At 41.3% G+C, this 26,047-nt stretch carries 27 protein-coding genes and 1 pseudogene; 7 read left to right on the top strand and 21 right to left on the bottom strand.

The genetic code is table 11. The features are described 5' to 3' along the window. Positions 1-40: 40 nt before the first annotated feature. On the bottom strand, positions 41-2,200 hold the full coding sequence (locus CA265_20895; GenBank protein ARS41979.1) for a penicillin-binding protein: 2,160 nt from the start codon (positions 2,198-2,200) through the stop codon (positions 41-43). Between the two features lie 131 nt (positions 2,201-2,331). Here CA265_20895 and CA265_20890 point away from each other — a divergent pair, with 131 nt between their 5' ends. From CA265_20890 to CA265_20880, 3 genes are read left to right on the top strand one after another with little or no spacing between them, the layout of a single operon-like run. Beyond that, entirely contained in the window at positions 2,332-3,408 is a 1,077-nt protein-coding gene (locus tag CA265_20890) for an MRP family ATP-binding protein (GenBank protein ID ARS41978.1), read from the top strand. A gap of 34 nt (positions 3,409-3,442) precedes the next feature. Beyond that, positions 3,443-3,688, top strand: coding sequence for an iron-sulfur cluster biogenesis protein NfuA (locus CA265_20885; protein ARS41977.1), 246 nt, complete (start codon positions 3,443-3,445; stop codon positions 3,686-3,688). 53 nt (positions 3,689-3,741) lie between these two features. Continuing rightward, positions 3,742-4,377 (top strand): hypothetical protein, encoded by a 636-nt coding sequence (locus CA265_20880; protein ID ARS41976.1) that lies wholly within the window; start codon positions 3,742-3,744, stop codon positions 4,375-4,377. Positions 4,378-4,590: 213 nt separating this feature from the next. Here CA265_20880 and CA265_20875 read toward each other — a convergent pair whose 3' ends face one another. The 4 genes from CA265_20875 to CA265_20860 all read right to left on the bottom strand — a co-directional run bounded on the left by CA265_20875 (position 4,591) and on the right by CA265_20860 (position 9,282). Then, entirely contained in the window at positions 4,591-5,151 is a 561-nt protein-coding gene (locus CA265_20875) for a peptide deformylase (protein ARS41975.1), read from the bottom strand. Between the two features lie 148 nt (positions 5,152-5,299). After that, positions 5,300-6,532, bottom strand: coding sequence for a peptidase M16 (locus CA265_20870; GenBank protein ID ARS41974.1), 1,233 nt, complete (start codon positions 6,530-6,532; stop codon positions 5,300-5,302). 26 nt (positions 6,533-6,558) lie between these two features. Further along, positions 6,559-7,011, bottom strand: coding sequence for a hypothetical protein (locus CA265_20865; GenBank protein ARS41973.1), 453 nt, complete (start codon positions 7,009-7,011; stop codon positions 6,559-6,561). Positions 7,012-7,131: 120 nt separating this feature from the next. Continuing rightward, entirely contained in the window at positions 7,132-9,282 is a 2,151-nt protein-coding gene (locus CA265_20860; GenBank protein ARS41972.1) for an oligopeptidase B, read from the bottom strand. A gap of 278 nt (positions 9,283-9,560) precedes the next feature. On the opposite strand from CA265_20860, the gene CA265_20855 reads away from it, so the two are divergent. Both CA265_20855 and CA265_20850 read left to right on the top strand, forming a co-directional pair. After that, positions 9,561-10,640: a glutamate 5-kinase gene (locus CA265_20855; protein ID ARS41971.1), complete on the top strand. Its 1,080-nt coding sequence runs from the start codon at positions 9,561-9,563 to the stop codon at positions 10,638-10,640. A gap of 48 nt (positions 10,641-10,688) precedes the next feature. Continuing rightward, positions 10,689-11,936: a glutamate-5-semialdehyde dehydrogenase gene (locus tag CA265_20850; protein ARS41970.1), complete on the top strand. Its 1,248-nt coding sequence runs from the start codon at positions 10,689-10,691 to the stop codon at positions 11,934-11,936. A gap of 176 nt (positions 11,937-12,112) precedes the next feature. Here the strand turns inward: CA265_20850 and CA265_20845 are convergent, their stop codons facing one another. Continuing rightward, positions 12,113-13,495: an MBL fold hydrolase gene (locus CA265_20845; protein ID ARS41969.1), complete on the bottom strand. Its 1,383-nt coding sequence runs from the start codon at positions 13,493-13,495 to the stop codon at positions 12,113-12,115. 195 nt (positions 13,496-13,690) lie between these two features. Here CA265_20845 and CA265_20840 point away from each other — a divergent pair, with 195 nt between their 5' ends. Next, positions 13,691-13,945 carry a hypothetical protein gene (locus tag CA265_20840; protein ID ARS41968.1) on the top strand — a complete coding sequence of 85 codons (255 nt, stop codon included), beginning with the start codon at positions 13,691-13,693 and terminating at the stop codon, positions 13,943-13,945. A gap of 51 nt (positions 13,946-13,996) precedes the next feature. Here the strand turns inward: CA265_20840 and CA265_20835 are convergent, their stop codons facing one another. The 3 genes and pseudogenes from CA265_20835 to CA265_20825 all read right to left on the bottom strand — a co-directional run bounded on the left by CA265_20835 (position 13,997) and on the right by CA265_20825 (position 16,434). Then, on the bottom strand, positions 13,997-14,371 hold the full coding sequence (locus CA265_20835; protein ARS41967.1) for a hypothetical protein: 375 nt from the start codon (positions 14,369-14,371) through the stop codon (positions 13,997-13,999). A 473-nt stretch (positions 14,372-14,844) separates the two neighbouring features. Next, positions 14,845-15,867, bottom strand: a complete 1,023-nt coding sequence (locus CA265_20830) for a hypothetical protein (GenBank protein ARS41966.1) — start codon at positions 15,865-15,867, stop codon at positions 14,845-14,847. A gap of 78 nt (positions 15,868-15,945) precedes the next feature. Further along, positions 15,946-16,434: pseudogene (locus tag CA265_20825) on the bottom strand (magnesium chelatase). A 44-nt stretch (positions 16,435-16,478) separates the two neighbouring features. On the opposite strand from CA265_20825, the gene CA265_20820 reads away from it, so the two are divergent. After that, complete coding sequence (locus CA265_20820; protein ARS41965.1) at positions 16,479-16,880, top strand: transcriptional regulator; 402 nt, start codon at positions 16,479-16,481, stop codon at positions 16,878-16,880. Between the two features lie 200 nt (positions 16,881-17,080). On the opposite strand, the gene CA265_20815 is transcribed toward CA265_20820, so the two are convergent. The 12 genes from CA265_20815 to CA265_20760 all read right to left on the bottom strand — a co-directional run bounded on the left by CA265_20815 (position 17,081) and on the right by CA265_20760 (position 26,041). Further along, positions 17,081-17,278: a hypothetical protein gene (locus CA265_20815; protein ARS41964.1), complete on the bottom strand. Its 198-nt coding sequence runs from the start codon at positions 17,276-17,278 to the stop codon at positions 17,081-17,083. A gap of 463 nt (positions 17,279-17,741) precedes the next feature. Continuing rightward, positions 17,742-18,170, bottom strand: coding sequence for a hypothetical protein (locus CA265_20810; protein ARS41963.1), 429 nt, complete (start codon positions 18,168-18,170; stop codon positions 17,742-17,744). A 109-nt stretch (positions 18,171-18,279) separates the two neighbouring features. Beyond that, the gene (locus CA265_20805) at positions 18,280-19,143 is read right to left on the bottom strand and encodes a methyltransferase (protein ARS41962.1); all 864 of its coding nucleotides are present in this window, start codon (positions 19,141-19,143) and stop codon (positions 18,280-18,282) included. Positions 19,144-19,161: 18 nt separating this feature from the next. Next, a complete protein-coding gene (locus CA265_20800; protein ID ARS41961.1) occupies positions 19,162-19,362 on the bottom strand; it encodes a hypothetical protein in 201 nt (66 codons plus the stop codon). A 15-nt stretch (positions 19,363-19,377) separates the two neighbouring features. Beyond that, positions 19,378-20,232, bottom strand: coding sequence for a hypothetical protein (locus CA265_20795; protein ID ARS41960.1), 855 nt, complete (start codon positions 20,230-20,232; stop codon positions 19,378-19,380). Between the two features lie 37 nt (positions 20,233-20,269). Next, positions 20,270-21,127: a hypothetical protein gene (locus tag CA265_20790; GenBank protein ARS41959.1), complete on the bottom strand. Its 858-nt coding sequence runs from the start codon at positions 21,125-21,127 to the stop codon at positions 20,270-20,272. A 6-nt stretch (positions 21,128-21,133) separates the two neighbouring features. After that, entirely contained in the window at positions 21,134-21,454 is a 321-nt protein-coding gene (locus CA265_20785) for a hypothetical protein (protein ARS41958.1), read from the bottom strand. Beyond that, on the bottom strand, positions 21,451-22,230 hold the full coding sequence (locus tag CA265_20780) for a hypothetical protein (protein ID ARS41957.1): 780 nt from the start codon (positions 22,228-22,230) through the stop codon (positions 21,451-21,453). Before CA265_20780 ends, CA265_20785 begins: the two co-directional genes overlap by 4 nt. Positions 22,231-22,252: 22 nt before the next feature. After that, positions 22,253-22,723, bottom strand: coding sequence for a hypothetical protein (locus tag CA265_20775; GenBank protein ARS41956.1), 471 nt, complete (start codon positions 22,721-22,723; stop codon positions 22,253-22,255). Beyond that, positions 22,720-23,151 carry a hypothetical protein gene (locus tag CA265_20770; GenBank protein ARS41955.1) on the bottom strand — a complete coding sequence of 144 codons (432 nt, stop codon included), beginning with the start codon at positions 23,149-23,151 and terminating at the stop codon, positions 22,720-22,722. The genes CA265_20775 and CA265_20770 overlap by 4 nt, the downstream gene beginning before the upstream one ends. Before the next feature lie 31 nt (positions 23,152-23,182). Further along, on the bottom strand, positions 23,183-25,216 hold the full coding sequence (locus tag CA265_20765) for a mobilization protein (GenBank protein ID ARS41954.1): 2,034 nt from the start codon (positions 25,214-25,216) through the stop codon (positions 23,183-23,185). A gap of 3 nt (positions 25,217-25,219) precedes the next feature. Continuing rightward, entirely contained in the window at positions 25,220-26,041 is an 822-nt protein-coding gene (locus CA265_20760; GenBank protein ID ARS41953.1) for a hypothetical protein, read from the bottom strand. Between the last annotated feature and the right edge of the window lie 6 nt (positions 26,042-26,047).

The following is a 26,047-nucleotide window of genomic DNA, read 5'->3' as shown; positions in this document are numbered from 1 at the left end:
AATCCTTTGATTCAACTGCGGACTGCCAATCGCCAATTGGTTACTGCTGCGCCTTCTCCAGTTCCTTTTGTCTTCTTCGTTCTTCCCTTCGCTCCTGCCTTAGCTGTTTTTTGGTTTTACCCGTATCAGCTGGGTTGCTTATCTGTTTGCTGGAAGTATCTTTTTTAGATCCACCACCAAAAATACGATCGAATAAACTTTTGTTTTTATCCTGTACAATTACCGGTGGCAAGCCATCTTCATCATCATCGAATACAGTTGTGTCAATAACAGCTGTATCAGGTGCTAAATACCGGCGTAAACCTTCTCTTAAACGGACGTTATAAAAGCCATAACCCGAAGTATCACTTGCAACCAGACCTCTTCTTGCCATGATATTTCCCATGAACCTGAAGTAGTTGAACATGTAAGGTTTCAAACTGCCATCGGCCATGAATTTGTACATAGATGCTTTGGGCTTAGGTACAATACTCGCCAGGAATAATCCATCACCGATGGTTAAATCGGCAGGTTGTTTTCCGAAATAATAGCGCGAAGCCTCACCTATTCCATAAATATTCTGACCAAGTTCCATAATGTTGAAATATACCTCCAGCATCCGTTGCTTGCTTACCAGGTGATTGTGTTCGATAAGCCAAACAATTAAAATTTCTTCAGCTTTACGGGCCAATGTTTTTTGACGGCTTAAATAAACGTTTTTAACCAGCTGCATACTGATGGTACTGCCACCGCGTTTAAATTTCTTTTCTTTAAAGTTTACGGCGATAGATTTACGGATCGATTCTTCAACAAAACCATTATGTGTAAAAAATGAAGGATCTTCTGCCGTTAAAACCGCATTGATAAAGTTTTTAGATATCGACGATAAAGGGGTAAAATTTGAGTTTGATGGCCCTATGGTAATATCGCGCATCGGTTTGCCATACTCGTAAGGTGTATAAACAAACGGACTGTTGATTTTTTGCAGATTGGTTTTGCCCCATTGTACAATTTTGAAATTAACCGGTGTTAATGTAGAGCTAAAACGGACACTATCTGGTATTTTAGTGTCTAAATAAAAATTCAGGTTATATTTAACCTTACCCTGTACTTTTAAGCCTTCAAGCGATTCGAACAAACCTTGCGGAAAAGCATCTAAAACCCCTTGTGCGTCCTGCTCTTCGGCATTTAGTTTTAATTCATATATTTTATTCTTTCCTAAAGTATATTTAACAAAAGGATGGATCTGTGCATTTTTGAGGTAAGCCGTTGAAGTGCTGTCTAAAGCAATGTAATTAGGTCCCACTAAAATATCGGCATCCAGTTTTGCGTTTTGGACAATGATATCGTTTGACGCAATGCGGGGCTGATTAATCAACATGTTTTTAACCGACCATGAGCCTGAAATCTTATAATCATCACCACTGTATTTCGCATTTTTTAACTCGGTTTGCAAAGTATCAAAACTGATTTTTGCGTGGAGTTTGTTATTGAGGTAAGGTAATTCCAGCTTTTTTCCATCGGCATAAGCCGTAAAGCTTAATTCTTTGCTTCCTGGGTTTACATAACCATCTACATGCCAGGTAGATTCATGACCATTCACATCAATGGTTGATTTTAGGTCACCGCCATCAATTGTGGCAGTAGTTGCAAAACTCAATTTGGCTGTATCATGGTCGTTTAATTTAAAAACCATGTTTTTTACGTCCATATCATCAGGGATTTTATATAAAACCTGATTTAAAATGTTACTGGCTATTTCTGGTAAATTGGCTTTTGCATTGGTTTGGGTACTGTCTTTTTTCTTTCTTTTTAAGATGAAATCGATGTTTGTGGTAGAATCTTTAAGCACTACGCTTACAAAACCATTGTTCAGTTTTACTTCTGAGAGTTTTACTTTACCAAAAATAAGCGGGAATAGTTTTACGCCTACACTGAGTTCCCCAATATTTGAAAGGGTATCTCTGTCTTTCGGAACAACAGAAATATTGGTCATTTTTACGGTGCTGAGTCCGGTAAAACCAGCCGATCCGATTTTAACCTCCAAACCATAATCCTTGTCGGCTTTAGCAATTGCTTTGGCCACCATTTTTTTAAGAAGTGCTTCCCTTTTGCTATAGGCAACTGCACCTAAAGCAATACAAACAACTAAAAAAACACCTAAAACCCAGGCTCCGATTTTTAAATATTTTTTGGGGATCTTAATTTTTGGTATTCGCATATAGTCGTTAAAATGGTTAATTGCTTAAACGTAACAATTAAATGTTTATTTCGTGTTAAAATTACAGTTAAAAAGCCTAAATAAAAGTATTTGTGGCTATGTTTTGTTAATTTTGAATTTAAATTAATACCATGCAGATTAGCCCGCAACAAGTTTTAGATGCGCTTAAAAATGTCGAAGATCCCGATCTTAAAAAAGATCTGGTTACTTTAAACATGATTAAAGATTTACAGATTACCGATAACCAGGTCAATTTTACATTAGAGCTTACTACACCGGCATGTCCGATGAAGGAAATGCTAAAAAATGCCTGTACAAATGCCATCAAACATTTTGTATCGCCAACGGCAGAAGTAATCATAAATGTAACTTCGAGGGTTACCCAGCCAAGTAATTCATCATCGTTAGATAACATCAAAAACATCATTTTGGTTTCATCCGGAAAAGGAGGCGTTGGTAAATCTACGGTAGCGAGTAATCTGGCTGTAGTATTGGCTAAAGATGGTGCCAAGGTGGGCCTTATCGATGCCGATATTTATGGGCCATCTGTACCAACCATGTTCGATCTGGTTGATGCCAAGCCAGGTGCGGAAGAAACGGCTGATGGTAAAACGAAAATTTTACCAATCGAAAAATACGGGATCAAGTTATTATCCTTAGGTTTTTTTGCCGATCCGGGGCAGCCAGTGCCATGGCGCGGACCAATGGCATCGAATGCGGTAAAACAATTGTTTAACGATACCAACTGGGGTGAGCTGGATTATCTGATTGTAGATCTTCCACCGGGAACTGGCGATATTCACATCACCATTACGCAGAGTTTCCCGATTTCAGGGGCGGTTGTGGTTACTACACCTCAGCAGGTTGCCCTGGCCGATACGCACAAAGGTTTAGCGATGTTCAGGATGCCAGGGATTAATATCCCGATTTTAGGTGTTATTGAAAACATGTCGTATTTTACACCAGCAGAATTGCCGGATAATAAATATTATATCTTCGGAAAAGGTGGTGGTACTGAACTTGCTGCACGTTTTGATGTGCCATTTTTAGGCGAAATTCCAATTATCCAGAGCATTTCGGAGGCTGGAGATCAAGGCAAACCGGTAGCATTGAACCAAAATCCTTTGCTGGATGTGATATTTGGCGATATTGCAAGTAAAATTGCACAGCAAATATCCATCAACAATGCGCAAATGGTGAATTGCTAAAAAATTACTATTTTTATAAATTAAAATATATATAATGAATTTAACAGAACAAGTAGAACAGGCATTAGAAACTATTAGGCCGTATTTAAAGGCTGATGGAGGTGATGTTTCTGTTGAAGAAATTACATCTGAAGGAACAGTAAAGCTTAAACTTTTAGGCAACTGCGGTTCTTGCCCGATGAGTTTCATGACTATGAAATCTGGTATCGAACAAGCCATTATGAAAGCTGTTCCTCAGATCACTTCAGTAGTTGCCGTTAACATGGCCGAGCAAGAATAAGCTTTAACACTATTTAACAAGGAAGTTTTATTAATAAAATTACTTTTGTCTTAATGAGATATTGTGTTGCCCTAATTTGCCTTATTTTTTCTGTTACCGCTTTTGCACAACAAAAGCCGGCACAGGATAAACTCATCCAATTTTCTGGGATTATTACCGATATCGACAGCTCAAATGTTATTCCTTACGTTACCATCACCAACCTTTCTGCGAAGAGTAAAAGGGTTGGTGCCGATTATAGAGGGTATTTTACCTTCATTGTAAAGCCTGGTGATACCATCTTGTTCACCGCTATTGGTTACAAAAAGTTTTCTACGGTAATTCCTGAAAGCACACCGGATAGCAAGTACACCATAATGGTTAAACTGAAAGCCAACGTGATCGATTTACCATCGGTGCGTGTTTTTCCATGGGCAACAACAGAAGAATTTACCCGCGAGTTTTTATCAATGAAACTGGCGGATGATGATATGGCCATAGCCAAAAAGAACCTTTCACGTTCATCAATTGATGGGTTGATCCAAACCTTACCACGCGATGGACAGGAAATCGGCAGCCAAAACTATCGGTATAATTTCGATAGGATGATCAATAAGAATATGGTGCAAACCAATCCCCTGCTTAATCCTTTCGCCTGGGGCAAGCTAATGCAGCAGATTTTTGATGGCGATAAGAGCCGGACGAATTAGTCGGGAGTCTGGAGTTCGGATTTTTGCGCGGAGAAGACTCCGAGTTACTCAATCATTACAATGATTTATTAAGATATTCGTCATCCTGAATTTATTTCAGGATCTATGCTGTTATAAAGATCGGGAAACATTTCAGGATGACGCCTGCGTCAATTGCACAAATAAAAAAAGGGAAAACGTTTCCATTTTCCCCCTAACATCTTACATCAAAACTTATCTTTTTTTGCTTTTATTCGGAAACTTCATTTTGTAATCTGTTTTGATATTTCCTTTCGAAATCGCATCCAGTTTACTTTTGAGCATCGTTTTACGGAGCACGCTTACCTTATCGGTAAATAATTTTCCTTCAATATGATCGTACTCGTGCTGGATTACGCGTGCCGCCATTCCATCTACATCCTCGGTATGCTCTACCCAGTTTTCATCAAAATAAGTAATCTTCACATTCGGCTTGCGCATAATGTTTTCGCGGATATCTGGAATACTTAAGCAGCCTTCGTTAAAACTCCAGGCCTCTCCTGTTTCTTCCAAAATTTCTGCGTTGATAAATACTTTTTTATAACCTGGTTTGCCATCTTCGTCTTCGCCTGTGTCTACAATAAACAAACGGATAGGTAAACCAACTTGAGGAGCAGCCAGGCCCACACCATTTGCATAATACATGGTGTCGAACATGTCGCTGATTAATTGTTTTAATTCAGGATAATCTTTATCAATATCGGTTCCTACCTTTTTTAAGACAGGATCGCCGTAAGCTACTATTGGTAATTTCATTGTATTATATTTATGTCGTCCGTCATTGCGAGGTACGAAGCAATCTTAATGCGCCAGAGTAACTAGCGATCGTTGTAGGATTGCTTCGTGCCTCGCAATGACGAAAAAGTCAAGCAATGCAAAAGCATTATTTTTACAAAAATAAGAATTATTCCTCTATTGGGCAGAAAGTAAAGATATTCAGTTGCTCAATATTTAAAATCTCATCGGTAACTTCTGCCATTTGCTTGGTGGTAACGGCATTTATTTTCTCAAAAACAGTTTCCAGAGAATCAATTTTGTTGTGATCGATGAGGCTTTTAGCCATTGAAATGATTAAACCAATCCTGTTTTCTTCTCCTAAAGCAATCTGTCCGATAAATTTGTTTTTTGCTTTTTGTAGCTGTAATTCATTTAAAGGATGTTCCCTTAGCTTTTTAATCTCTTTAAAGATTAAAGAGAGTGCTTTAGCTTGTTTTTCTTTATCGGTGCCGAAATAAATCGAAAAAATGCCGGTATCGCTTAATGGCGAAAAATTAGATTCGATGGTATATGCAATTCCATGCCGCTCTCTGATCTGTAGATTTAGTACCGAACTCATTCCGTTGCCGCCGAAATAATTATTCAACAGCATTAATGGCACCTTTTGCGATTGGTGCGTAGAATAGGCCTGTGTGCCTAAAATGCAGTGCGCCTGCGTAATTGGCTTATAAATAGTGGTATTGCTTTGCGCAATTATGCCTGGTTTAATCCTTTCTCCGTTTGGATTATTCTCTTCAACATCAGCGAAATGTTTGCTTCCTTTATTTACCACACTATTTAAGGTGTAATTGCCTAAAACGGCCACTACAATTTCGTTTGTGCGGTAATTGGCTTTCCTGAAATTGATGACATCTGCTCTGGTAAAATGCTGAACGGATTCGGTTGTGCCCAAAATATTGTTGCCCAATGCATGGCCAGCGAAAAGCATGTCCTCAAAATCGTCATTAATAGCCTCTTCCGGTTGATCCAGATAAGAAGAAATCTCATCCAGGATTACACTTTTTTCTTTATCCATTTCCTCTTCCGGGAAAGTGGAGTGAAACAGGATATCGTTGAAAAGATCTAATGTTCTGTCTAAATATGGATTTAAAAAAGAAGCATGCACACAGGTATATTCTTTCGTGGTATAAGCATTTAAGTCTGCCCCAACACTCTCCAGGCGGTTTAAAATCTGGTTGGTGCTCCGTTTTTCGGTACGCTTAAAAATCAAATGCTCAATAAAGTGTGCTAAACCCGCTTTGTTTTCAGGTTCATCGCGCGATCCTGTGTTGACGATAATGCAGGCGTGAGATATGGCAGAGGCCGCGGGCACATGCAATAAGCGTATGCCGTTTGGCAAAGTGTGAACATTGTATTCCATTGAGGGGCAAAGATAAGGCTAATTGCTTACAAAGACTCGGTATCGGGGTATTGCAATTGTAAAGCGGAAATCAATTTATCTTTAGTTGGCCTCTTGAGTATCAAAAAAATAAAATTAGCAACGCCAAATATTAAAAAGAATGAATTATGGGTCATAAAAAAACCAACAATGTTGAAAAGTGCGCCTCCTTCCAGTAAAGCCGAACTAATGATAAATGCACTTTGGTACATATTAATTTTTATGTCGGCAGGCGCAGCTTTATCAATTTTAGCGATTAAATTTCTGTAAAAAAAGATACTCGCCGAGATGGTAATTAACCCCATAATCGGAAATATTGGATTAAAAGGCGAAGTGGTTTTAGGGTTCGCATCAAAAAACATGATTTCGCGGTTGAGAAAAATGGTTACCAATGCAAAGAGGAAAACCCCCGAGCATAAAGCAAGATGGATAGTTTGTAGTGTTTTTAGTTTGGTGTTCATTGTGGATTTTAGCTTAATTTAAATTTTAAAAGATAATCGTCATTCCCGCGCAGGCGGGAATCTTAAAGCGGGTTGCATTAAGATTCCCAATCAAGTTGGGAATGACGGATTTATGGAAAATTATTTCGTTATCCCTTCTAGCGAGAATAAAAACGCCCAGCGTAACGATACATCTTTCAAATAATCGAAACGGCCTGATGCGCCGCCATGACCAAATTCCATATTGGTTTTTAGCAATAATACATTTTTATCAGTTTTTGTGGCCCTTAATTTGGCCACCCATTTGGCCGGCTCGAAATATTGTACCTGGCTATCGTGTAAGCCTGTCGTAACCAGCATATTCGGGTAAGCTTTTTTCTCTACATTTTCATAAGGAGAATAGCTTTTCATATAATCGTAAGCTGCTTTTTGTTTCGGATTGCCCCATTCGTCAAATTCATTGGTCGTTAGCGGAATGCTTTCATCCAACATGGTATTAATTACGTCTACAAAAGGAACATCGGCAATTATGCCATTCCATAAATCGGGCGCCATATTGGCTACTGCACCCATCAACAAACCACCAGCGCTACCACCGTGTGCATATAAATGGCCTTTTGAAGTATATTTCTGATCAACGAGGTATTCCCCTGCCGAAATAAAATCGGTGAAAGTGTTTTTCTTTTTCATCAGTTTACCATCTTCATACCATTGACGTCCCATTTCTTGTCCACCACGAATATTGGCAATAGCGAAAACAAAGCCACGGTTTAACAAACTCAACCTAGGTGAAGAGAAATTTGCATCCGTGCTCGATCCGTAAGATCCATAGGCATAAAGGAGTAATGGAGCATTGCTGTTCTTTTTGAAGCCTTTTTTATAAACCAAGGCAATCGGTATTTTTGTGCCATCTTTTGCCGTAGCGAAAACACGTTCAGTTGCGTAATCTTTTGGATCGTAGCCGCCAACAACTTCCTGCTGTTTCATTAGCTTTTTATCCTTTTTCTCCAGATCGTAATCGTAAACCGAATTTGGCGTAGTTAGAGAGGTATAGGAATAACGTAATGTTTTACTGTTGTACTCGGGGTTCGCACCAACGCCAGCCGCATAAACAGGTTCATCGAACTTAATATAATAATCGCTGCCATCTTTTTTCAGTACACGCAGTTCGGTTAAGCCGTTTTTACGCTCTGATAACACCAAATGATCTTTAAATTCCTCTCCATATTCGAGTAAAACATCCTTTCGGTTAGGAATAACTTCTTTCCAGTTTTCTTTTTCTGTTTTATCCAGCGGGCACTGCATCAGGCGGAAATTTTTAGCATTCCAGTTCGTAACGATGTAAAACTTATCATCTACCGTTAAAATATCGTATAAAACATCGTTTGAGCGGGGCGAAAATACTTTAAAGGCTGCTTCCGGATGATCGGCATCAATCATTCTGTATTCAGTAGTTAATGTTCCTTGTGAGGCAATGAAAATAAAACGGCCATTTTTTGATTTCATCACACCGATATAGTTGCTGTTGTCTTTTTCATCATAAACCACTACATCTGTTTTAGCATCGGTACCCAGCGTGTGTTTTTTGATTTTTTCGCTTAAGAGGGTAACCGGATTTTTTGAGGTATAGAAAAGCGTTTTATTATCATTCGCCCATGCTACCCCACCTTCGGTGTTGGTAATGGCATCTTTCAGGATTTCACCGGTTTCTAAATTTTTAACATTAATGGTGTATTGGCGGCGTGAAACCTGATCTACGCCAAAGGCCAAAAGTTTATTGTCGGGACTAACATTAAATCCGGTTGCGCTGTAATAGGCATGGCCTTTTGCCAGTTTATCAACATCCAAGAGTATTTCCTCCGCGGCAGATAAACTCCCTTTTTTACGGCAATATTTAAAATATTGTTGTCCGTCTTCAGTTCTGGTATAATAGAAATAGCCATTTTTGAAAACAGGAACAGATTCATCTTTTTCTTTAATCCTACCTTTCATTTCTTTAAACAGATCAGCCTGAAATTGATCCGTACTTTTCATCATTGTGTTCAGGTAGGTGTTTTCGGCTTTTAGATAATCGACAACTTTTGTACTATCGGGACCTTTTTTAAAATAATCGATCATCCAATAATAATTATCTACTACGGTATCGCCGTGTATAACTCTTTGGTGCGGAATAATTTCTGCTACCGGAGCTTTGGCATCGGGCCACTTAATCGCTTTCATTTCTTTCTTTTGAGGGTTATTACAAGCCGTAATTGCACTAAGCACAATTAAGCCAGGTAAGATACGTTTCATAGGCGGTTTGAATTTAGGTTGAATGCAATTTAATCATTTAGTTCAATAGTTCATTAGGCATTAGTTCAATGGTTCATTTGTCATTGGTTCATTAGTGCGGAAAGGGTTAATCGTTTAATTGACGCCTAACCCCAAACGCTTCACACCATACCCCAAACGCTTCACACCATACGCCAAACCCATTGCCATTTTTGTAAAAATCCATTATGCCTATAGATAATGATCTGAATTAGAAAAATTGATGGTAAATTGCCACATCAAATCGTTTGAAAATAATAATGAAATTAGGGTACAAAAAAATAGTTGTTAAAGTTGGTTCGAATGTAATTACACAAGCGAATGGGTTGCCTGATGAAGGAAGAATTAAACACCTTGTAAATCAACTGGCCGACATTAAAAAGCAGGGTATTGAGGTTATTTTGGTTTCTTCCGGAGCAGTGGCATCGGGCAGAAGTTTGATCAAAGTTTCCGAAAAACAAGATGCCGTAACTACCCGACAACTACTGGCGGCCATTGGTCAGGTAAAACTGATTAATACCTACGCTAATTTTTTTGCAGCACATGCGATACAATGTGCACAGGTTTTGGTTACCAAAGAAGATTTCCGTGACCGGGCACATTATTTAAACATGAAAAACTGTCTGCAGATTTTGCTTCAAAATGAGGTAATTCCTGTGGTAAATGAGAATGATGTGGTTTCGGTTACCGAGCTGATGTTCACCGATAACGATGAATTGGCGGGCCTAATTGCTTCGATGTTAAATGCCGACGCTTTGATTATCCTATCGAACGTAAACGGCATCTACAATGGTGATCCCAAAGTGGAAGGATCGGCGGTTATTGAAGAAATTAATGGTTCGGTTGCTAATCTGGCCTCTTTTATCCAAACCGGTAAATCGCAATTTGGCCGCGGCGGAATGATTACCAAATCGACCATGGCGCAAAAAGTGGCTAAACTGGGCATCACGGTTCATATTGCCAACGGGACGAAAGACAATGTGCTGACTTCTTTGTTAAATAACGAATTGGTGCATACACGCTTTGTGCCCGAAAAAAGCAAATCTGGCAAGAAAAAATGGATTGCCCATTCTGAAACTGCTGCAACGGGCGTTGTGAAATTAAATGATGGCGCAAAAACGGTATTAACTTCCAGCAAAGCAACCAGCTTACTACCGGTTGGGATTATCGAAATCCAGACAGACTTTTTAAAAGGCGATATTATTAAAATTGTTGATGAAAAAAACAACCTGATCGGACTGGGAATCGCTGAATATGGATCGGATAAAGCCAGAGAAAGAATCGGGCAGAAGAAACAAAAAGCGCTGGTGCATTACGATTATTTTTACTCGGCTATTTAATAAAATCATACGTCATCCTGAACTTGTTTCAGGATCTTAAATAAACCAATGGATTATAAACAATACTTCGAAAAAGCACAACAGGCTAGTCGTACCTTAATTAGCCTGAGCAAAGAAACAACAGATGCTGTTTTAACAGCGCTGGCTGCTGCTTTAGTGGCCAATACTGAATTAATTCTTGCTGAAAACGGCAAGGATTTAGCTAAAATGCCTATCGAAGACCCCAAATACGACAGATTAAAGCTAAGTAGAGAACGTATAGCTGATATTGCAAATGACCTTAAAAATGTTGCCGGCTTAAGCAGTCCATTGGGTAAAATTATTTCGGATAAAACGCTGGAGAACCAGCTTCATATACAAAAAGTAAGTGTACCGTTAGGTGTGGTTGGAGTAATTTACGAAGCCCGTCCAAATGTTACGGCCGATGTATTCTCGCTTTGTTTTAAAACCGGAAATGTTGCTGTGCTCAAAGGCGGCAGTGATGCGGAGTTTTCAAATTTAGCCATTGCGAAAGTAATTCATGGGGTGTTGGATAAAAACGGAATCAATGCTGATATTTTAACGCTTTTACCTGCAGAACGCGCAGCAACCGAAGCTTTATTAAATGCAAGAGGTTTTGTTGATGTTTTAATTCCGCGAGGAAGCCAATCTTTAATTAATTACGTACGCGAAAACAGTAAAATCCCTGTTATTGAAACCGGAGCCGGAATTGTGCATACTTATTTTGATGAAACTGGTGATTTGGAGAAAGGCAAAGCGATTATTTTTAATGCCAAAACCAGAAGGGTAAGTGTATGCAATTCTTTAGATTGTGTGCTGATTAATCAAAACCGGCTTACTGATTTGCCTGCGCTTTTATCGCCTTTGGCCGATGGAAATGTAGAACTGTATGCTGATGAAAAAAGTTATGAAGCACTAAAAGTTTCTTATCCTGCGCAACTGTTAAATCAGGCTTCGCCAGAACACTTTGGTACAGAGTTTTTATCTTTAAAATTAGCCGTTAAAATCGTAGCTGATTTAACTGAAGCTTTAAACCACATTGCCGATTATAGCTCTAAACATAGCGAAGCCATTATTTCTGAAGACGCCGATAATATTGCTCAATTTTTAAATGAAGTAGATGCCGCTGCCGTGTATGCCAACGCCTCTACCGGATTTACAGATGGTGCACAGTTTGGCCTTGGTGCCGAAATTGGCATTAGTACGCAAAAACTTCATGCCCGTGGTCCGATGGGATTAGAAGAATTAACCAGTTATAAGTGGGTGGTAAGAGGTGACGGGCAAGTAAGGGGTTAATGATGGAAAATGTAAGAGTGCTGATGTGAGATGTTTGGGTTGATACAAGCCTTGTTATTCTGATTGCAGTGAAGATCTGTTTTGTTGATGGTTTATTAGCCGTGATGGCCATCAACGATGAACCACAAGACCATAAACTGTCAAGAAAAACCATCATCACCAATGAACAATTGAGCCTACAACTCAAAAACCGCCCCTCTTTCAGGCACTTCTACATTAAAACCCTCTTCCTGTAAAGCTGCTGACAGGCTCTGCAAGCTTTTATCTTCGCCATGAACCAAAAAAACCTTTTTAGGCTGCCCCGTTTGTTTAATGGTTTTCACTAAGTCGTTGTGATCGCCATGGCCACTAAGCAGATCGGTTTGGCGTATTGTTGCATAAACCATCATTTCTCGATCTTTAATGCGCACTATCGGCGCTCCGCTTAATAACTTATATCCAAGTGTTCCCTTAGCACAATAGCCGATAAAAAGAATAGTACAGTAGTAGTTCTGGATGTTGTAATAGAGGTGATCCTGAATCCGTCCGCCTTCTAACATACCCGCAGAAGAAATAATAATGCAGGGATCGAAATAATTGGAAACATCTTTACTTTCTTTCATAGTTTGAACGTAAGCCAGGTGCTCAAATTCGAACTCATCGCCCATGGTTTGGTAAAAATCCTTCGCCTCCTGATTTACCAGGTTGTGGTGTTTCCGGTAAACCTCTGTAGCTTGAATAGCCATTGGGCTATCTACAAAAATCTGGATAGGTGGTAATAGCTTTTTGGTGAAAATCTGATTCAGTGCAAATACCAGCGATTGCGTACGGCCAATACTAAATGCTGGAATAATCAATCGACCAGGACTTTTAATACAGGCTTCGGTAATTTCCTGAACCAACCTTTCTTCTAACGTTTGATCTTTGGTGTGCATTCTCCCGCCATAAGTTGCTTCGCTAATCAGATAATCAACCTCTGGCAAGGGCTCTGGGTTAACCAAAACCGGATAGTTCTCTCTTCCGATATCGCCTGTAAAAGCAATTTTCTTCTCCAGACCATTATCATTTACGGTTAAAATAGCAGCAGCAGCACCAAGCAAATGGCCAACTGGCACAAATGTTAGACTGATATCGCCATTGATTTTGAAGGGCTTGTTAAAGGCAATGGTTACAAAACGGTCTATTGTATCCATCACGTGTTTGTGCAGGTACAAAGGTTTTGGCCCGCTAAAATTGCCACGTTTAGTTCTGGGTTTTCGGCCTGCTTTCCTTAAGAAAAGTTCAACAGAATCGAATAATAGTATCGAAGTAAGGTCGGCGGTTGGGGGTGTACAGAGTACCTGGCCGTCGAAACCTAATCGAACCAGCGTAGGTAAATTTCCAGAGTGATCGATATGGGCATGGGTTAAAATGACGAGGTTAATGCTTGCCGGATCGAATGGGAATTGTTGATTTTCTTCCTGGTAGGTTTCTTTCTCGTAATCTAATCCGCAATCTATCAGTATTTTATAATGTCCAACTTCGAGCAGGTGCATACTTCCTGTTACCTGTTGTGCTGCTCCCCAAAACGTTAACTTCATCTTCTTATCTGTACAGTAAATTCTATAGCCGTAAAGTAATATAAATGATGGGATTTTTAAACAATCAGGCGTAATTTTTTAATTATAGAATATTCAAGGGCATTCTATTACGGATGTTGGTTTTCATCAGGAAGCTCAGGTTGACTGCAATTATCCAAAGAAAAGATTTTTTATCTTTGAAGAAAAATATTCGCCATGCAAGAACCTTTTGATATAGAAATAGGGCCAGTTAATTATTCCGTTTTTCCGGAGGGAAATGATTCATATACCATTTTTAAAGATGGAAAAGAATACATCCAGATTCAAAAAGATACTTCATCCATCTGGTTGAAAATGGACTATAAAACCGAACTTCCGATTTTTGAGGAAGATGAAGAAGTGAATGCCATTGGGCAGGCCATTGAAAAGTATGTCCCCGAAGAAGAGGACGATGAGGAAGAAGAATTATAAACATAAAAAAGGCCCGATTGTTAAAATCGGGCCTTCTGTTTTTTTAAATGGTTACCTCGTGCAATTTGCCGTCCAGGTTTTTCCATCTTTTGAAACCAAAATTTTAAGGGTGCTAGCGTCAATACTGATACCGGTTAAACCCGAACCAATACTTACGTAACTATTGTCGCCTGTTTTTTCAAACTTTACACCTGTAATATCAGGAATGTTGTTGCCAAAGTAAAAGTTATACGTTTCGCCAACTTTGCTTACCGTTACTTTACCATCGGTACTGTTAATCGTAGTTTCGCCGCTGCGGTAAGAAACGGTTCCATTGTAAGTGCCCACAAAGAAATCTCGATCTGCAGGATCGGTATCTTTTTTACACGATACCATCACGGTTAATGCTATTAATAGCATGCTAAAAATTTGAACTGTCTTTTTCATCTCTTTCACTTTTTTAATTTTAAATAGGTAATAAATGTAACAGTGCTATGACAACGACTGTGCCAAAGGTGGCCAGAGCATGGTGAAAATGAAGGGATTTGATTTGTTTTTTAAATTTTAATTCGCTGGTATTAAGCGTCTTATGTTGTGGTTTGGCAGGGTGGTCTCGTCCTGGCTATGAGGATAAAAAACAACCGAAAGGAGTAAGAAACTGTTTAGTTTACAGGAGCCGGGTTCAATTTACCCCTAACTATGGAAATGATTTTTGCACCGCAGTTTCTTTATTCAATAAGAAGACATGTTTTCTTTGGTGCTGGTAAAAAAGAAAAAGGGATACCCTTCTCAAGAATATCCCTTTTCACAGGTTTTAATCATAAAAACTGCTTTTGTGATAATTTTAACGCTGTTTTCCAAATTAATTAATTTTCAATCGGCATGATTCCTTTATTTAATATACGAATATATACAATTTATTATTTTTTTGAAATACTGAAACTAAAGCCTTGCCCTGGCACCAGAAATTCAATTAACTCATAAGAAATTTTCGTGCCAGTTATTTTAGGGTTAAAGTTTGCCCTTGGAAATGTGGGATATACAATAAACGAATATTCTTTGGGGAAATTATTAATCTCAATACTCATGTTGATGGTGTGTAAGTTTGAGAAATAGTTGTCAACCGTACCTTCTCCGCCGATATTATAGGTTGCTTCTAATATTTGATAAAAACTATTTTTTTCGTTTTTGGCAATTGGTACGTTGGTAGTCATTTTATAAACATCATTTTGTTCTTTCTTAATCCCTCCATTTTCAGCGCCTTCAAGGTGATATAGCTTATCCCAGTCATCACCTGATCGATGCCCAGCCTCTTCAAATTTATAATCGGCAACCGGGGTTTTACTCAGTTTTAAATACAAATCATAGTCGTAATGTGATTTTGATCCAGAAATATACCTAATGTCAAAATCCATACGTTGGTTAAAAATGATATTGTCTCCTTCGATCCTTAAATAGTCGAAAGTAAGTTTTAAGTTTTCGCGGAGGATTGCGGCATTCAGGAATTTGCTGCTTAACATCTTTTCTACAATTTGATGGGGTAATTTCTCTCTCAAAATAGCAGCAAAAATTCCATTAACCTTTAAATCTTCGAGTGTTTCTTTTGTTTCCTGTTTAAAGCCAATTATTAAATTGTTAAATTCTGTGTTAAAATTTTGAGACTGTTCTTGTAAGAGGGAGTAACTGTAATCATGATTTCTTTTTTCGACAAGTAAGTGTAAGGTGAACATTACAAAAATGGCTTCGCCTAAAATAATTAGGAAGTGGCAGCCAAATAAGTAATATATTTCGTGCGACATTTCGTAAATATGGTTAAGGAATAATCCTGCCATAATGAGTAATAGTGCCAGCACTATCCAAGTTTTGATAAACCTCAATATCCAATGTTGCTCGTGTTTAATTTGAGGCTTGATTAACTGCTGTTTGTTTTCTGTTTCTGACATGTTAATTTATTTAGATTGTTTGTAATTTCTTAAAAATTAGCTTATTGTGTTTTATTTATGCTGTAGGAGCACGGTATGTTACCCTGCCCAACCCTCTCTATCCAGGCTTCTATAATTAATCGATTCGGCTAAATGTTCGAGCGCTATATTTTCACTACCTGCTAAATCGGCAATGGTACGTGCTACTTTTAAAATCCGATCGTAAGCACGTGCAGATAATCCTAATCTTTCCATAGCTGTTTTTAAGAGGCCGGTGCCTGCTTCACTTATCTCGCATACTTTCCGAACCATTTTAGGATTCATCTGCGCGTTGCAGTGTAGCTCCTTTTTATCTGCAAAACGTTTATCCTGAATTTCCCTAGCTTTAATTACTCGTTCTCTAATGAGGTTGCTTTTTTCTGCTTCCTGTGAAGAGGCTAGTTCTGTAAAATCAACAGGGGTAACTTCTACATGAAGATCGATGCGGTCTAAAAGTGGTCCGGATATTTTACTCAGGTATTTCTGTACTACGCCAGGAGCGCAAACACAATCTTTCTCCGGGTGATTATAAAAGCCGCAAGGACATGGTTGCGTTGCCTTTTGTCAATTTTAAGCGAAAAGTCAACAAACCAATGCCAAAGTCCTATCCAAAAAAGCCCATGACTATTGGGGAGCATCTGAGAAAGAAGAGGATGGAATTAAGGCTGTTACAGTGCGATTTAGCTGATATTTTACGTGTTTCAGAGGATTGTATCACGAACTGGGAGAACAATAAAAGTATACCACAAATCAACTATTATCCGGGCATACAGTTATTTTTAGGTTACTCACCTTTGACTTTTGACGAAAGCAATTTTGGAGGGAAACTAAAGGCTTATCGATGGAAAAATGGATTAAGCCATAAGCGGCTTGGTAAAATTTTGGGAGTTAATAGCACGACAATTGGTGCTTGGGAAGCCGGGGAGTCTGTTCCCAAGAAAGAGAACTTGGAGCAGCTCGAGCTGTTGTTGAAAGGAGATGGATTCGGGAGGTAAGATGCTTTTCAGGCCTAGCAGATTTGCCTTTTGGACCAGATGAAAAACTTTGGTGGTAACACAATATCTTTTCAGATTGGTCGTCTTTATAAAGAGAGCGTTAATTTAGATAAACGGGAACAGTCGGGATGATTGTTCCCGTTTCTTTTTAAAAAGTCTTGGGGAAAGATAGGAACGGATGGATGCGATATCCAGTCGTACTATTTGATGAAAGTCCGTTTGATAATACTTTCTACAATCGAGAGTTTTATTCTTGCTTTTTCTTCGGTCGTTGGAATATAAGTTACATTTATCTTATAGGTTTTGGGCGTTTTTTTAGGTCTTTTGATGGTAACTGAATAAGTATGCTGCCCAGGAGTCTTATCTTCCTCCAAGGTTTTGATAAGTTCAGAATTCATAGTGAATAACAGTTCGAGAAGTAAATAGTGGTAGGGACGAATTGGGGAAATATCCTAAGACCTGAAAATCGCGAAAACTTGGAGTTCGATGCTGTGGAAAAGAACAGACAGACCGGACGAATCCAAATCTGCCTGTATCTAAATTAACGCTCTCAGGGTCAAATGTAGACCTTTAACCCAAATAACAAAATGATTTAGCAGAAAAATCAATATTTATTTTGATCGGACGAAAAGTGGAACAGAATTAGACGATAATTCTCTGTTAATCAGTGTTATGAAAAATATCATTTATCTATTCATCTTTTCCATGCTCAGTGCGGGCATCATGCTTTCTGGAATTGCCATGAAAGATTCTGCCCGTAGCGGCATGCTCATGTTGGTGTTATGCCTTGTATTTATTGGCTACCTAAGAAGGGAAGCTAGAAAAAGAAGGCGAAATCGCTTTCCTTTTTAATCAGAGGGCTTATCTGCCTATTTTTCTTTTTGGTGATGAGATACCTTCATCCACTTGTTTATGCGCAATCGCAAGTTCATTGTACTTCTTTTCTGCCAGGTAGGCCAAGATTGTCCATTCATTCATGTTAATGTGCGACCCGTGCCCTTTTTCGTTAATGGATACAGAAGCCTTTTCGAGCTCCTGAACAGAGACTGCTTTAAAAATCTGCTTCTTTAGGTCACTGGCCAGGCCTTCTAGCTTTCGGTTCTTTAGGCATGTATAGTTGAATTTTTCTCTTTTATGTTCATCGGGAAGGATATATAGCAGCTTCAGATCCACATCAAAGGATTCGGCAATCTCCTGAAGGTCTTTTAAAGGAGGTGCAATACGGGATTCAAAATAGACAGCTTCCGTATCGACCAGGATAGCAAGAAACGGAGGAGCATCATAGCCCATTTCATAGAAGTGCTCAAGGACATTGTAAGCGTTTCACCAAGGATTTCAAGTTTGTTCCAACAGGTATTTTCCATTCTCGCCTCCTTTGTAAGCAGATAATAAAGTGGATTTAATTATGTATTTCATCAGTTGGTGTGGGAGATGATCGGTCTTTTGGTAACTCCTTTTCCAGTGCAAATGGATAATTTGCCGTGAGCATCTCGGTTTTGCTTTTGAGCTTTCCCGATTTTGCGTTAACCGAAACCTGCTGCTCAATGGACCAGTTCACCCAGCCATTTTCCTTGGTGTATTTTTCAAGCAGTGGCGAGGGATAGGATGAGAGCAGAAATTTTCCTTTGATCTTGGAAAGAAGAAATAGCAGGGACTCAAAATCCTGCTCCGAATAACCATCATAGTGGCCACAGTTGGAATTGTAGTACGGGGGATCGCAATAGAAAAAACTGTTCTCCGTGTCCCGGCTGCCAATGATATAGAGTGCATCTGCACATTCGATCTGGCAGTTCTGTAGCCTGATAGCCATTTCTTCAACGAAATTCTCCTTTTTGTTCTGGATTCTTTTACTGGTAGTATTGCTCTGTTTATCATAACCCCAGTTGCTATCCAGCTGAGAGCTGAAGCTTTGGGAGGCACTTAGCCAGACGGCCCAGGCCCGCTTGATCTCACTGAACATATCGGGGTTGTTATAGATTACCGAAGCCTTGCGGTATAGGTCACGGCTGTGCAGGCTGATGCGGATTTCCTTTTCCAGGGAAACGAAATCTTCCTTGGCCACCCTATAAAAGTTCATCAGTTCCCTGTTGGTATCGTTGATCACTTCAACTTTTGAGGGTGGTTTTGCAAAGAAGACGGCAGCACCGCCAATGAACGGTTCGCAGTAGAGCACATGTTCAGGAATAACCGATACGATCCTGGAAGCTAGCTTTTGTTTCCCGCCATAATAGCTGATGGGGGTTTTTAATTTTATCTTGCTCATAAAATGGATAAATAATGACTAATGGATATCATCAATTGAAAACTCCACCTGCTCGCCTTCGATGATCAGCACCACCGGACATTTAAGGCCTGGAGTGCCAATGCTGTGTACGGCAAAGACCTGCCCGTCAAGGTGGAAATAAGGGGAGTTCGGACGAAGGTCAAGCATAGCGGTTCCACTACCCCTAATGCGGTCAATTTTTTTAAAAAGTTTGTTCATAGGATTTTTGTTAGGTTATCGGCCTCTACTTCTTGATTGCTGGTTTATATTTTCTGTATCTCCAGCCTGAAATTCGTTACCTGTAAATTTGTGTTCATTAACCTGATGCTGATCAGTTAGCTCGACACGCTGTGCAGGATCTGATTTCAACTCAGCGGTGAAAATCCTATCGTTTTTGATTTGGTTCATCAACAAGTCATATACATCCAGGTTCTTCATCTGAGGATTGGCCGAGATGATCACTGGAGTTATCCTGCCCTCAATTTCCATGGTGAGCCTTGGAAGCATGCCTTTTTCAACTTCAGTAATCAATGAGGGAAGCTCATTTTCTTTTAATCCAGAAATCGGATATTTTTCCAGAACAGAATGAAGGTCAAATCCGTATGCAGGATAGGTTTTAGAAACCGGATGTCTGCCGTAGCTATCCAGGACATCTAGATTAAGTTTCATCCAGACCTTTGTTTTTCCAGCAACCGTATTTTCACCTTCTGGCCGTTTCGATGTTTCTTTTTGGAGAGCTGCGCCGAGCAGCAAGCGGTATGCCTGATTTGCCGTAACACGGAGATCTCGCTCCAGGTTGAACTGCTGGCTGCGACTGGTGCCATCGTGGGCAGTCAGATAGGCTGTATAATCGTTAAGGTAATAGGTGTCGGTTTCTTTCGCTTTGTTGAAGTCAAGCGTGAATTGTACGATATCCTTTTGTTTTGCGCCATTTCCCAAAGTCAGTGGTGGCTCAAACCGGGTATTAATGCCGACGCTGAATTTCGGTATTTCTTTCGTTATCGCGCTTTCAACGACGTCGTTGAGCTTGGTACCAAATCCCAAATAGTTGAGGGTCTTTTTTAGATATTCTAAATTTGCTTCATTCATAGATCTTTAATTTTATAGGAAGTTTTGTCTCCTGCGGTTACCTTCTTCGAGCTTTACCTTGCTGCTCATCGACAGGGTTACCTTGCACCGCTTCGTTTGCTTTCTCGGTGTTCTTTTCGAGGTCAAATGTTGTGTAATTAGAAAATTCGATGCGCTGTGGCATACCTGAGAGCGGTATTTGCTGAAAAATGTAGTCGTTGCTGATCGTGTTCATGCGCTGATCAAAGACATCGAGGTTTTTCATTTTCGGATTTATAGATAGATAAACCAGTTCAAGCCGGCAGCCAAGTAACATATCCGCTTTTGGCAGCATGCCTTTTTTAAGGGCATTAATCAGTGTAGCCTTGTCATTAGGGTGCTGAAAAAAGATTGGGTATTTGTCAACAACGTTGTGGACAGAGAATCCATGTGGCGGGTAAAATTTGGAAAGTGGATGCCTGTTTAGAGCAGCAGGAATCTGTAGGTTTAACCGTAACCAGACATCTGTTTTTTCGGGCGGCTTCAGAGTTGACCCCTTTCGCGTCGAAACTTCTTTCAGCACAGAATTTCCCAGTAGAAGGTAGTAGGCATCCTTTGCGGTAACGTAATGGTCGGAATTTATTTCAAATCCCTGTTTGCGCTCAACGCCATTGTGCGTGGATAGTTCGGCCAGGTAGTTAAAAAGCCTATAGTCGCCGGTTTTCTGGGAACGTCCAAAGTTTAAAATGTATTGTACAAAATCTTTTTGCCCCTGGCTGCTGGTTAATTTTACCGGAGGGTCAAAGTAGCTGCAGATGCCCAGCAAAAATGACGGCGTTTGGTTTCTTATCGCACTCTCCATCACTTCGTTCAGCTTATTTCCAAATCCTAATCGATCAAGGGTATTTTTCAGGCCTGTCAAATTATCGTCGTTCATAAATGATTAAAAAAGTGATAACTGATTACCTAGAGATGGCGGCTCGTAGCCGTTTTCCCGGGCGAGGTATTCCCCTATTTCTATCAGCAGATCTTCTAGTGTTGAGTGGGTACTATACCGTAATAGATCGGCATAGAAAAAGTGTGAGCGGTAACCGGTATTGGAAATCACAGGGGAATCCGAGCGAAACTCGGCGTGACATTTAAGCGGTCCTTGCTCAGCCTCTGATTTCTTTTCCGGCCACCAGTAGTGGTAATCCACCTGCACTTCAAAGCCATAGACCTTGATGCCAAGCTGAATGTTCTGCTTGAAATGCTCGGGAATCATCGCTTGCGAGACGGCAGTGGCTGGTTTTCAGCGGAACTGATTTCCCCGCTAGCGAAAGCGGTGTACCTTGGCGGATCGTTTTCCTGCATTGCCATTCGAAAGGCTAGGGTATCAGGAAATAGCTGGGGCTGTCTGGTCAATGGTATATTGCGGATGCCGTGCATGTACACATGCTGAAAAGGACCCGGATCTTCAAAGGTTAGGATCAGTTCACTTCGGTTGGCTACAATGCCCAAGGGCTCGCTGGCACGATGTTGGAACTTGGTGCCGTCCCCTAAATCCACCAACAAGCCCCGCCTAAACTGATAGTCCTGCGGCTCGGTGAGCGTAATGCCGTTGATAGCAATCGGTGCGGCCACCTGCAAGGGGTCATAGGCAATAAATGATCTGGTCTGCGGGTCATATTCAATAACGGCTTCATATTCCTGCCTACTGTTTTTGTTGTAAACTTTGTGGATGTTGGCAGCTGTACCGTCCATCAAAGGATCTGCGTCATATCCCTGAAGCAGCGGATGCTGCTGCGGGCTGCGGAAGATGGGATGAAGCGAGAGGGAGAGCTTGCCTTCACGGTTAGTTTCCAGTGATAGCTTTAGGTCTATCTTTTCCAGTTTCAGGCCATTGGCCTCAAGGTTCCTTAAGGTGATCAGCCCGGTTCGTCGCCCCAGCAAAAGTGCATTCAGGTCTACCGGATCTAGTTGAATATGGTTTTCGAAAACCAGGCCGAGGCGCTGAAATTCGGAAATGGGCAGCTGGTGAGGTTCAAATAAAGTTTTCATAAAAAGGGTTTAAAGTTGAGGTTCATTCAGTAGTGCAGAGGTTGGTCAGTCCCAATAAAAAAGCAAGGGGATTTACATAGCTGCCGTAAACGCTTACGGCAAAGTGCAGGTGTTCGCCAGTGGAACGGCCGGTACTTCCGGTGATACCGATAAAAGTTCCGGCCTGCACGGATTCTCCTGGAAAAATAGCAACCATTCGCAGGTGCCCATAAACGGTACGGATTTCCCCGTGGTCAATCTTTACGAAATTGCCAAGGATCGGATCATATCCACAGGAGGAAACCTTTCCGGAAAGCACCGCCATTACCGGCTCGCACCTTGCCGAAAGGTCTATGCCCCGGTGAAAATCCGTTTGTTTGGTAATGGGATGTATCCGTGTACCGTAATTGCTGGTCAGTTTCAAATGGTTCAGGGGCAATGAATAGTCCGTTTGGCACGTAGCCTTAAGGCAAAATATCATCAGCAATCCCAAAAAGCCTAGCTTTTTGGTCATCTGCCAATGCTCGCGTGCTGGGTCTGCTGCTGCGCCTGAGCGATCTGCTGGCTAAGTTTTGATTCCAGCGAAGTCATGCTGCTCTCCATTATCCGCTCGCTGCTGATGGCCATTTCCATGGCCTGCATCATGTACTTATGTTCGGGCCTGTTGTCCTGGATCATATTGATCAGCAGCATTTTTTTAAAGACTTCCGGACCTAGTTCCTTTGCATTGACCATCGCATCTTTGAACAGCTCATTTTTGTCCTTTAGCACCAGTAGCGCATCAGATGAATAATGGCCAAGTTCCGTGCTTCCAAACCCGACACTGATGGTATCGGTCTTCAGATCGGCGGCGACCACCATACCAATCTGGCCCTGCCTAGATACAGGGTCTTGGGTGAGATCAGGATGTACCGCTACAAGGGTACCTGTTAGTTCCTCCATGATGTTGAATTAAAATTTAAAAATGAATTGTTTATTGTGTGGCCTTCATTGAGGCCTTCGCTGCGGCTGGTTTTGCAGGTGCCTGGGGCAAATTGAAGGATGCAACCATAGCGGCCACGTCCGCAGTGATCTTAAAAAAATGCTCACGGAGAATGGCTTCCTTGTTTCCACCAAAATCATAATAGATCGGGAGCTCCGGATAATTTTCCTTTTCAATCTCAATGGCCTTCATGTCCAGGTTCACCCTGCAATTTATGGCAGAAGTCTCAAATTCCCCGCTGTACTCTTTCACCGCATCAGATGCCAGTACGCCTACCAGTTCACCTGTTCGGAGCGAAGCTATCTTTCCGGCCGGGATCAACGGCTCTAGTTTTTCGCTCAGCGAGAGCGAGGTCTTACTGCGGTCGATGGACAGGCTTTCGCTCTGCTGTTTCACCTTTCCAAAAAGCCTTTCCAGCCACTCCAATGTTTCCTTGTTTCTCACAGCTCCCGAGAGCACATTGCCCACTACCGCTGTTATGGTGTTTGCCGTATCCTTTCCGTACTGCTGCTGGAACTGCGGGATCTCCTGAAGGCCCATTAGAACGGCCACCTTATTGCTCCTGGCCGTTGCGATCAGGTTTTCGATCCGGTGGACAAATAGGGTCGGCAGCTCATCGATGATCAGCGCAGAAGGTAGGTTCCCCTTAGAGTTGATGAGCCTAGTTAGCCGGTTTAGCACCACAGAATAACATGCCGAGTTGATGTTCTGGGTGTTTGGATCATTGGCCAGTACCAGAATGGACGGGTTTTCGGGCCTAGAGATCTTAAGGTCAAAGTCATCGCCGGAGAACACCCAGAAAGTTTCCTTTGTGGCAAGGCGCGAGATGAAAATCTTCAGCGTTCCCACTTGTCCCTCTAGCTGGTCAAAGGCCTTGGCCTTATAAGCGGTGTAGAATGGTGACAGAAGGGAAGTGAGTTCCTTATTGGTAAACAGTACCCCAAAAATCTCATCATAGCTGCAGTTCAAAAACGATAGCACATGGGCAAAAGTTGAATACCTGCCGCTCTGGTGCTGGGCAAAAAAGTAGATGCACGAGGCCAAGAAATTCACCGCACTTTGGGTAAAGAACTGGTCACTGCCCCCGGATTTATCTCCCTTTTTCAGCGCTTCGACCAGCGCTTCTGCAGTTTCCGAAGCATCGGCCAGCGTACGGATATAATCGGGCCTGAGCACATTTATCCGCCTTGACCTTTCCACTTTCGTTAAGTTGATGACGTGGAAATCATGGTCTTTGCAATTGCCTTTCTTTTTGGCAAGCAGGTAGTGGTAGTAGGCCACTTCGGCAAGGTCATGGAACTTGAAATCATACAGGCAGATGCAGAACTCCTTGGCCAGTAGCTGGCGGATAAAGGGCATCACCACGCCAAAGGATTTTCCCGAGCCCGGGTTTCCGATCAGCAGCGTGCCTCGAAAAACGTTCTCTATATTGATGAAGCCCCTATGCACCTTGCCCCTAAAATAAAAAAGCGAGGGGATGTTGACGCTGCTAGGGGAATCAATTGGCTTGGTTGCCTGCATGAACGATTCTCCCTCCACGTTCCATTTGTCCTTTCCCAGTTTGCTCCTGATCACCTTGGAGATATTGTCCAGAGAAATGTGGACCAGTAGTGTTCCCAAAAAAGAGCCCAGAACATAGATAATATTGTCCCAAGTGGTCATGGGGAGGATTTCCTTTCCTTTAGAACCTAGAAAATAGGTGCTGCCGAAAAGCGAGATCAATCCCAAGACCAAAGGGAATACAATGGACTTTCGGATATCGATATCCTTGTTTTTTCTGCTGAGCGTACCGATTGAAGTCAGGCACAATAGCAACAAAAGAAAGCTCTTACTAAAAAACGGATCCTGGTACATCGGCAGCCTGGCAAGTCTAGCCATAAACCTTGAAAATCCGATCCGCTCGGCTTGGGGGATGCTGCCTATCTTGGTGCCATATACAAACACTAAAAAATCTAGGAACAGGGAGAAGTAGACAAAAAACTGGAGAAAGCGGTGAAAGCGCTGCTGTTCCCTTGTTTCTTCCATAAGCTAGAATGTGTCGGCCCTTAAAATGTCTTTGTAAGGAACCTGCAGTACCAGATTGCGCCCGGAAACCTGTTTTTCTTTTAACGAAATGCTCAGCAGCTTGTTCTCCGGGTAGCTCAGTTTTTTTAGCACGTAGATATTGCGGAAGTTCTTTTTAAAACGGTCCCTCTGGTAGAGCTGGAAAACCGGTTCCACAGTTATCGACTGTACATTGGTCGCCTTGGTAATCTTTTTATCATCGATGCTAAAAGAGAGCGCATCGATGTCAAAGGGCAGATTGGTCGAGTTTTCAAGGTTCAGGTCAAAAAAAATGTAATCGCCAGCGGTGAACAGCTGTTTTAGTGAAACCGAGATCCCGTACTTTTCTTCCTTTCTCAAAGCCAAGACATTTCGGTTTTTGAGCAAGGAAAGCGCATGGGATTTCAGGTCGGCCATCGGCATTTCAGTGCCCGCTACAACCGGTCTACAGTGGCCTGGCAAAATATCTACAACAGTAGGTTTACCAGAGCTTTCCCATGTGGGCAGAAAATAGATGCGATACTGGGCGATGAAGGTTTCCCCCACAATGGTGAGAATGCCTGCGTCGGCATTGTTTACGATCCTGGATGCCGAATCGGTAGAAATCTTTACGCGCAGGATATTCTTTAGCGGCAGATCTCCCTTTAGTGCAGCGGTAGAAATATCCACATAGGAGATGTTTTCAGGGGAAACAAAATGCAGCGTCGCATTTCTGGACAGGCCGATGAGCGGAAGCGTGTCGGTCCCCTGCGCCAGCGTGCCAAGATAATAGAAGCAGGTTAAAAGGATCAGCAGGTATTTTTTCATAATATT

Source organism: Sphingobacteriaceae bacterium GW460-11-11-14-LB5, assembly GCA_002151545.1.
GTDB lineage: Bacteria > Bacteroidota > Bacteroidia > Sphingobacteriales > Sphingobacteriaceae > Pedobacter.
Note: the sequence above shows the minus strand (reverse complement) of the source record. Positions and strands in the feature narration are given on the sequence as shown.

Excerpts from the sequence above, each read along its gene's own strand:
- CA265_20895 (ARS41979.1), bottom strand. The coding sequence starts at position 2,200 with ATGCGAATACCAAAAATTAAGATCCCCAAAAAATATTTAAAAATCGGA.
- CA265_20890 (ARS41978.1), top strand. The coding sequence starts at position 2,332 with ATGCAGATTAGCCCGCAACAAGTTTTAGATGCGCTTAAAAATGTCGAA.
- CA265_20885 (ARS41977.1), top strand. The coding sequence starts at position 3,443 with ATGAATTTAACAGAACAAGTAGAACAGGCATTAGAAACTATTAGGCCG.
- CA265_20880 (ARS41976.1), top strand. The coding sequence starts at position 3,742 with ATGAGATATTGTGTTGCCCTAATTTGCCTTATTTTTTCTGTTACCGCT.
- CA265_20875 (ARS41975.1), bottom strand. The coding sequence starts at position 5,151 with ATGAAATTACCAATAGTAGCTTACGGCGATCCTGTCTTAAAAAAGGTA.
- CA265_20870 (ARS41974.1), bottom strand. The coding sequence starts at position 6,532 with ATGGAATACAATGTTCACACTTTGCCAAACGGCATACGCTTATTGCAT.
- CA265_20865 (ARS41973.1), bottom strand. The coding sequence starts at position 7,011 with ATGAACACCAAACTAAAAACACTACAAACTATCCATCTTGCTTTATGC.
- CA265_20860 (ARS41972.1), bottom strand. The coding sequence starts at position 9,282 with ATGAAACGTATCTTACCTGGCTTAATTGTGCTTAGTGCAATTACGGCT.
- CA265_20855 (ARS41971.1), top strand. The coding sequence starts at position 9,561 with ATGAAATTAGGGTACAAAAAAATAGTTGTTAAAGTTGGTTCGAATGTA.
- CA265_20850 (ARS41970.1), top strand. The coding sequence starts at position 10,689 with ATGGATTATAAACAATACTTCGAAAAAGCACAACAGGCTAGTCGTACC.
- CA265_20845 (ARS41969.1), bottom strand. The coding sequence starts at position 13,495 with ATGAAGTTAACGTTTTGGGGAGCAGCACAACAGGTAACAGGAAGTATG.
- CA265_20840 (ARS41968.1), top strand. The coding sequence starts at position 13,691 with ATGCAAGAACCTTTTGATATAGAAATAGGGCCAGTTAATTATTCCGTT.
- CA265_20835 (ARS41967.1), bottom strand. The coding sequence starts at position 14,371 with ATGAAAAAGACAGTTCAAATTTTTAGCATGCTATTAATAGCATTAACC.
- CA265_20830 (ARS41966.1), bottom strand. The coding sequence starts at position 15,867 with ATGTCAGAAACAGAAAACAAACAGCAGTTAATCAAGCCTCAAATTAAA.
- CA265_20820 (ARS41965.1), top strand. The coding sequence starts at position 16,479 with ATGCCAAAGTCCTATCCAAAAAAGCCCATGACTATTGGGGAGCATCTG.
- CA265_20815 (ARS41964.1), bottom strand. The coding sequence starts at position 17,278 with ATGAATTCTGAACTTATCAAAACCTTGGAGGAAGATAAGACTCCTGGG.
- CA265_20810 (ARS41963.1), bottom strand. The coding sequence starts at position 18,170 with ATGGGCTATGATGCTCCTCCGTTTCTTGCTATCCTGGTCGATACGGAA.
- CA265_20805 (ARS41962.1), bottom strand. The coding sequence starts at position 19,143 with ATGAGCAAGATAAAATTAAAAACCCCCATCAGCTATTATGGCGGGAAA.
- CA265_20800 (ARS41961.1), bottom strand. The coding sequence starts at position 19,362 with ATGAACAAACTTTTTAAAAAAATTGACCGCATTAGGGGTAGTGGAACC.
- CA265_20795 (ARS41960.1), bottom strand. The coding sequence starts at position 20,232 with ATGAATGAAGCAAATTTAGAATATCTAAAAAAGACCCTCAACTATTTG.
- CA265_20790 (ARS41959.1), bottom strand. The coding sequence starts at position 21,127 with ATGAACGACGATAATTTGACAGGCCTGAAAAATACCCTTGATCGATTA.
- CA265_20785 (ARS41958.1), bottom strand. The coding sequence starts at position 21,454 with ATGATTCCCGAGCATTTCAAGCAGAACATTCAGCTTGGCATCAAGGTC.
- CA265_20780 (ARS41957.1), bottom strand. The coding sequence starts at position 22,230 with ATGAAAACTTTATTTGAACCTCACCAGCTGCCCATTTCCGAATTTCAG.
- CA265_20775 (ARS41956.1), bottom strand. The coding sequence starts at position 22,723 with ATGACCAAAAAGCTAGGCTTTTTGGGATTGCTGATGATATTTTGCCTT.
- CA265_20770 (ARS41955.1), bottom strand. The coding sequence starts at position 23,151 with ATGGAGGAACTAACAGGTACCCTTGTAGCGGTACATCCTGATCTCACC.
- CA265_20765 (ARS41954.1), bottom strand. The coding sequence starts at position 25,216 with ATGGAAGAAACAAGGGAACAGCAGCGCTTTCACCGCTTTCTCCAGTTT.
- CA265_20760 (ARS41953.1), bottom strand. The coding sequence starts at position 26,041 with ATGAAAAAATACCTGCTGATCCTTTTAACCTGCTTCTATTATCTTGGC.